The sequence below is a fragment of the Priestia sp. VA7 genome (assembly GCF_055710015.1).
In genome coordinates, this window is the sequence record NZ_JBVQPN010000028.1 from 1 (window position 1) to 5,319 (window position 5,319).

The window sequence follows — 5,319 nt, forward strand, 5'->3', positions numbered from 1 at the left end:
CTGTTAGGTGCCATACAATTAATAAGTATTGGAATGGTAGGAGAATACATCGGGAAGATATTTATAGAAGTAAAAAAGAGACCCCCTTATGCGGTGGATATTGACTTATATACAGAAAGATTAGGGGTGTCAACGTTCGCAGAAGAAAGTTTATTAACTAAAGAAGAGTTCAACTAAATTAGCTGTTTTATAATATAGTGTATAAATTATATATACTCGATCTACTTCTTTCTTTTTTATAAATATTTTTTATTGTCACATGACAATTCGATAATATGGATTTTTAGCTTCATTCTAAGCTTTGTTTTGGCACTTATTATACACTTTTTAAGAATTGTTCAAACAGAATAATTTTGCATAAGCCTAAGGCAAACAAGCATATTTACTGGGATATGCTTGTTTCGTTATGTAATGAAGTTCTTATCTATTTAATAAAAAATTAAAGCATAGCTATTTTACTGCTTCTTACACTTTTCCTGCAGAGCACGTTAATCATTTGTTTTTTTATGGTTTAAAAACCCAAAAATTAGTACCTATATAGTTTAATCCAACACTAACAATCGTTACTAAAACCTTGCTGTAAGGAAGTGATATATTAAATTTATAATGGAACACAGTTAACAAGAAAGATGTAACAATTAAAGTGAAAATATTCAACACAGTAAACTTGAGAAATTCATGCCTCTTTCTTGTCCCTTGTTGTTGAAACGTCCATGTGCGATTTAAAAAATAACTGTTTAGTACACCACACCCATAAGATACGCATTGAGCTATTATGTAATATATGCCTAAATAAGATAAGAAAGAAAAAACAAAAAAATCAATAGCTGTATTTAATCCCCCCACGATACAAAATTTCAAGTAGTGAATGCTTTCTTCATTGGCAACTTTCAAATTAAAGAGACCTCCCTTACTTTAAATTTATATGGATTGCAACTTAAAAGGATTTCCTCTCCTTCATTTTATAAGAGAAAAAATCCTTTTATATTGTATGATCCTTTATTTTACGTAAAAGGATAGAATCAAATACTGAAATTTAGTTATTGACCATTTGTTGTGGATTGAGAGCTTTGGCTCTTCATATTTTGACTACCCATACCAGAGAGAGGAACCATATTTTGAAGTTGTCCGCCACGCCCTGTCATCATACTATAAGCAGCTGCACCGATCCCAATAGAAGCAATTATAGGTAATACTTGTATGTTATTTTTCACGATCTAATCACCTACTTTCATTAAATTAAACATATGTGCATCTATAGGTTCTCTGCTTTTACCTTTTTTCACACTAACAAATCATTCATGCTTTTGTACCAATTTATTCCTTATAAAAAATTAATAAAATTCTTCTTCAAAAGTCATACTATCATTGTATTTAAAGCATTATAGTACATGCTCATCTATTTTGAAGGCTCGAAAATTCTTTATCATCGAAGTAATAACGATCATTCAATTATGTCTATCTTTTGTGTATTACGGAGAATAAAAAAGAAACAATGAATCCTAAAAGTAATGTTTGTAAAATATGTACGATAAAAAAATGTATTCTTCCACTTCATTAATAAAACTACTTTGATAAACATTTAGTAAATCTGAGGTACTTTTCTATGAATTTAAAATCTCCACTTATATTTACTTTCATTTTAAGTCTATTATCAATTATTGGTTTTAGCTTCATGGCTACCTTGATCAACAAATATGATATTATCCAGTTTGATAGCACTGTTATATCCTTTATTCAAGGATTTGAATCACCGATGTTAACAATCATCATGAAACTTTTCTCTTTTATTGGATCCACGTCTTCTGTTATTGTACTTTCTTTTTTTATCTTGTTTTTTCTCTATAAAGTATTGCACCATCGATCAGAACTGATTTTATTTATTAGTGTAGTTTTAGGGTCCTCTATTCTCAATATGGTCTTAAAACTCTTTTTTCACCGTGCTCGCCCAGATTTACATCGGCTTATTGAGATTCATGGTTACAGTTTTCCAAGTGGTCATGCAATGAGTGCATTTGCTGTTTATGGTGTTCTATCTTTCTTATTATGGCGTCATATTCCTACCCGATCGGGACGCCCCATCTTGACTATCATTAGTATCACAATGATTATCTTAATTGGAATAAGCCGTATTTACCTAGGTGTTCATTATCCTAGTGATATTATTGGAGGCTATTTGGCTAGTGGATTTTGGCTTACGCTCGCCATTTGGTTCTATCAGCGATATCAAGAAAAACTTTATAGACAGAAGCACAGCAGTGAAAGGTAAAGATAAAATATATTAATAAAAGAAATGCACCTGAACTATACAGTTAATCCTGAAAGGTACCATTGTTTTTGTCTAAGAGAAACAAGATTGCATAAGGTTTCTTGTCATCTCATCTATGATAGACAGAAAAAGCTTCCCAATCTGTAGGCAGCTCTTCTTTTTTTAGATATATATGATATAAATTTACAGTTAACATAATGGATTTTATTAGAAGAAAAAGCAGGATTAAGCCTACTTTTTTATGTACACTATTTCTTTTTCATAAACAAGCTAATAAAAATTTAGTATATTATAATAAGGAAGAATAAAACTATTTAAATTTACTTTTGATGTAGTTGTGGAGTGATTTTGTTCATCACGATAATTTTTTCTGTATATACGGATTTTTATAAATAAAATCTCATATAATGAGCAAACTACTGAAGAGTAGGTTTCTTCATCAGTAAACACTTTTCTGTTTTTTAGTTGTATATCATATACGAAGTTAGTTAGTATAAGCACTTAAAAAATAAAGCCTCTATATAATAAATAGAGGCTTTATTTCTTTCTTAGCAATAAAACTATAAAATAAGCCAGAATGAAAGACAAAGTAGTTGCAATGATTATTTTCAGATACGAAAACTCCAGAGCAAATGGTTCAGGTACTTCTGGATTTAACCGAAGAATAGACCACCATTGTCCATTTGTACCTTCTAACAACGTTACAAGTGCCCATAAAGTAAACAGAAAAATAAACCATAAAAGAAAGATGACATATTCAGAAGTTTTTTTGCTCATTTATAAATAAATCCTTTCTCTATTATAAGGTCTCTAATATAAGGCCCGTTTTAAGGATTTATTGTGTTCTTTTTTTAAAAAGATATACACTGTAAATTAGTAGCAAAACTAATAAATATAAAGCTAACGAGTAGTTTAGGTGAAGTTTTATATATTGAATCCTTAAAATTCTACTTTAGAAGGTGGTTTAACTATGTACGAGCTAAAAACTAAAGAAACTGACAGCAGCGTCATTGAGTTTATTGAGAGTGTAGATAATCCTAGAAAACGGGAAGATGCTTATAAATTATTAGATATTTTTACGGAGATAACAGGTTATGAGGCTAAAATGTGGGGGACAAGTATTATAGGGTTTGGCAAATATCATTACAAATATGATTCTGGGCATGAAGGAGACGCCCCATTGGTTGGATTTTCACCTCGAAAAGCTAAAATCAGTTTATATTTTGCAACGGGGGACACCCAACGAGAAAAATTATTAAAGGATTTTGGAAAGCACACAAAAGGAAAGGCTTGTGTGTACATCAGCAAAGTAGCAGATATTCATGTTGATGTATTAAAGGCATTAATCAAACAATCTGTAATGTTTTTAAAAGAGACCTATCCGAATCGATAATTTTTTTCAATAAAATTTACTGAGTCTTATGATCATCACAGGTGAGTAAGACGGTCTTTTAATAGAAGAGGATAAAACAAAAATAAGTGCAATTTCATCATGAAGTACGTATCGTATCCTCAACAAATCAATCTAACAAAAATCCCTTAAAAAATTTAATACTACAATTGAGATTGTGATGCAAAGCTTTCTATAAAAATTTCATACGAATTAATCGAAATTTAATTGTCCTCATATGATAATCTTAAAAGAATGAGGAAAGGATGTTACACGATGAACTTTAAATATACAGTTTGTTTTATTAAACAAAATAATAAGATTCTTATGTTAAATCGAGAAAAAGAACCTATTATGGGGGTATGGAACGGGGTTGGAGGTAAGATAGAAAAAAATGAATTCCCTGAACAAGCTGCGCTCCGTGAAGTTTGGGAAGAAACAACTATTCAATTAGATAGTTTTATATCCCAAGGAGTTGTAACATGGTTAACTCCTGAAGGTAAATTAGATGGAATACACGTTTTTCTTGGAGAATTAGATAACCTTTTTACATATGATACACCAATAAAAACTAGAGAAGGTATTTTAGATTGGAAAGATATTGATTGGATTTTAAACCCTAATAATCTTGGTATACCAGAAAAAATTCCACACTACTTACCAACATTACTAGCTCATAAAGGAAATCATTTATTTACATACAGTCAAGATAAAATGGTACATCAAATATTATAGGGACTAGTTAACGTAATGTGAATTATCGGAAATCTTAAAGAATAAGGGCTTTTAATTAGAAATTAAAAGCCCTTATTCTTTAACTTTTTTTTAAGGTTCCTAATAACTCATATTACATGAACAAAAAGACATAACAACTACTTAAAAAAGCAGCGACATTTTTTAGAAGATAAGTCAGCATATTGCTGATATTATTTATTTACATTAAACCAGCCTTTTCGTTTAAACCATAGAATCATACCGATGGTCATTAAAGCCATAATTCCTAAAACAATATAATACCCGTAGTGCCAGTGAAGTTCAGGCATATGATCAAAGTTCATCCCATATAACCCTACGACAAATGTAAGGGGGATGAAAATAGAGGAAATAATCGTTAATGTCATCATAATGGAGTTCATCCGATTAGCGTTAATTGAAAGGTAATTATCTCTCATATCCGATGTCATATCTCGATTGGCTTCCACCATGCTTGTTAATTTTATTAAGTGATCATAGATGTCATTGAAATAGGCTTTCTGCTCTGCAGGTATATATAAACGTTCAGAATTAATAATTCGATATAGCAGATCACGCATAGGAAGAATAGTTTTTCTAAGCTTTAATAAATCACTTCGGATATCAAAAACATCATTCATTAGTAAGGCAATTGATTTTTTGGCATCTCTGCTTTCAATTTCATTTAATTTATCCTCAATTTCATACACGATTGGGAAGTAATCATCCACTAATTAGTCTAGAACCGCATAAGCAATATAGGACACTCCTTTATTAAATCCACTAGGATGCTGTAAAAGACGTTGTCGTACTGTTTCAATACTGAGTACCGGTTTAAAGTGAAAGGTCACAAGATAATTTTCCCCAATAAACAAGTCTACTTCTTCAACATCTAACGTGTTGCTATTTAAATAATGCAGAACTAAAA

At 30.6% G+C, this 5,319-nt stretch carries 6 protein-coding genes and 1 pseudogene; 3 read left to right on the plus strand and 4 right to left on the minus strand.

From position 1 onward, the window contains the following. Window positions 1-504 precede the first annotated feature (504 nt). Both AC0C45_RS29860 and AC0C45_RS29865 read right to left on the minus strand, forming a co-directional pair. Window positions 505-894: a GtrA family protein gene (locus AC0C45_RS29860; protein ID WP_257064623.1), complete on the minus strand. Its 390-nt coding sequence runs from the start codon at window positions 892-894 to the stop codon at window positions 505-507. 146 nt (window positions 895-1,040) lie between these two features. Continuing rightward, on the minus strand, window positions 1,041-1,214 hold the full coding sequence (locus AC0C45_RS29865) for a hypothetical protein (RefSeq protein WP_237894520.1): 174 nt from the start codon (window positions 1,212-1,214) through the stop codon (window positions 1,041-1,043). A gap of 392 nt (window positions 1,215-1,606) precedes the next feature. Here AC0C45_RS29865 and AC0C45_RS29870 point away from each other — a divergent pair, with 392 nt between their 5' ends. Next, the gene (locus AC0C45_RS29870) at window positions 1,607-2,269 is read left to right on the plus strand and encodes a phosphatase PAP2 family protein (protein WP_257064624.1); all 663 of its coding nucleotides are present in this window, start codon (window positions 1,607-1,609) and stop codon (window positions 2,267-2,269) included. Window positions 2,270-2,806: 537 nt separating this feature from the next. Here the strand turns inward: AC0C45_RS29870 and AC0C45_RS29875 are convergent. Next, window positions 2,807-3,046, minus strand: a complete 240-nt coding sequence (locus AC0C45_RS29875; RefSeq protein ID WP_137739165.1) for a hypothetical protein — start codon at window positions 3,044-3,046, stop codon at window positions 2,807-2,809. 193 nt (window positions 3,047-3,239) lie between these two features. On the opposite strand from AC0C45_RS29875, the gene AC0C45_RS29880 reads away from it, so the two are divergent. Both AC0C45_RS29880 and AC0C45_RS29885 read left to right on the plus strand, forming a co-directional pair. Then, window positions 3,240-3,662 carry a DUF1801 domain-containing protein gene (locus AC0C45_RS29880; RefSeq protein ID WP_237894519.1) on the plus strand — a complete coding sequence of 141 codons (423 nt, stop codon included), beginning with the start codon at window positions 3,240-3,242 and terminating at the stop codon, window positions 3,660-3,662. A 273-nt stretch (window positions 3,663-3,935) separates the two neighbouring features. Beyond that, window positions 3,936-4,394, plus strand: coding sequence for an NUDIX hydrolase (locus AC0C45_RS29885; RefSeq protein WP_237894518.1), 459 nt, complete (start codon window positions 3,936-3,938; stop codon window positions 4,392-4,394). 191 nt (window positions 4,395-4,585) lie between these two features. Here AC0C45_RS29885 and corA read toward each other — a convergent pair. Beyond that, window positions 4,586-5,319: pseudogene (gene corA, locus AC0C45_RS29890) on the minus strand (magnesium/cobalt transporter CorA); the annotation flags it as partial.